The 1,427-nt window shown below is 46.5% G+C and carries 1 protein-coding gene; it reads left to right on the top strand.

The window, feature by feature from the left end; all coding sequences use genetic code 11:
- Positions 1-176 precede the first annotated feature (176 nt).
- Positions 177-1,318, top strand: a protein-coding gene (locus tag IQ260_RS30600) for an IS3 family transposase (RefSeq protein WP_193996803.1) whose coding sequence is annotated in 2 segments (ribosomal slippage) — positions 177-438 and positions 438-1,318 — 1,143 coding nt in all. Because the reading frame shifts where the segments join, the coding sequence is not laid out codon by codon here.
- Positions 1,319-1,427 lie beyond the last annotated feature (109 nt).

Raw genomic sequence — 1,427 nt, 5'->3', positions numbered from 1 at the left:
AATCAGGGGTGGCTTACAATTTTAACCCCCTCATATTTTCACCAAAAGAGGAATTTTTTTCATATTTATTTCAAATTATCCTATATTTTTTTCGTAAATTTCTTACAAAATTGTAAGCTTCCCTTAAAACCGAACTGTTTAAAAGTAGAATATTAATCTTAATTTTAAACAGTATTATGAGGAAGAGCAAATTTTCACCCACACAGATCGCAAGTATTTTAAAGGAGTTCGACAACGGCAAGACGGTCGCGGAGATAACCCGCGACCACGGGGTAAGTTCCGCCGCCTTTTACAAGTGGCGCTCCAAGTACGCCGGCATGAGCGGCAAGGAGCTCAGGCGCATAAAGGAGCTGGAGGAGGAGAACCGCAAGCTCAAGCAGATGTATGCCACTCTTGCCCTGGACCACCAGATGGCCAAGGAGATCATCGAAAAAAAGCTATAAGGCCCTGCCGTAAAAGAGCCATAAGCAATGAACTTTCCCATTACGGCATCAGCAGGGCGTGCCGTGTACTGGATATGGGAAAGAGCGTTTACTATTACAGGCCGTTGCCCAAGGACGATAGGGAGTTGGAGGACGCACTGCTGCAAAAGGCGGAGGCCCATCCCGAAGAGGGTTTTTGGATGGCCTACCATCGTCTAAGGGCGGAGGGCAGGCCATGGAACCATAAAAGGGTTTACCGCGTCTACAAGGCGTTGGGGCTTTCAATGAGGCGCAAGGCAAAGAAACGCCTTCCGGCAAGGGTCAAGGAGCCTTTGGAGGTGCCGAACGAACTCGACCATACCTGGAGTATGGATTTTGTTATGGACGTTCTGGAGAACAGGCAACGGTTCAGGGCACTGAACATCATGGACGATTACAACCGGGAGGCACTCCATATCGAAGTGGATTTCTCCCTGACAAGCAACCGTGTGGTCTGGGTGCTGAACCATCTGGTCAACCGAAGAAAAAAACCTAAGAGAATACGAATGGACAATGGACCGGAATTCATCGCCAACCTGACCGAGGCCTGGAGCCAGATGCATGGGATCGAGTTCAAGTACATACAGCCCGGGAAACCCACACAAAATGCATTTGTGGAACGCTTTAACGGAAGTTTTCGTCGCGGAACGCTGGATAGGTTCATCTTCGAAGATATCGACCAAGTAAGGGAACAGGTCCAAATATGGATGGAGGATTATAACAACGAAAGGCCTCATAAGGCCCTCGGATACCTCTCACCGAAAAAATATCTGGAACTTAATTTCTTGGGCGGTACCGCCCAAGAAATTAAAAGCAATAACTTAGAAGAATTTGGAAAAATAGGCAGTTCTAATTAGGGGAAGCTTACACCGTCCGTCTTGGTAAGTTACTTTATCACAAAACCACTTACCTATGATTTCATCATTTGCAAATAAGTTTACCGTTAAAAAAAGGTAAGCCAAGAGG

The sequence above is a fragment of the Leptolyngbya cf. ectocarpi LEGE 11479 genome (genome assembly GCF_015207065.1).
Lineage (GTDB): Bacteria > Cyanobacteriota > Cyanobacteriia > Phormidesmidales > Phormidesmidaceae > Leptothoe > Leptothoe ectocarpi.
The sequence above is the reverse complement of the archived record's forward strand: the minus strand, read 5'-3'. Positions and strand labels throughout refer to the sequence as shown.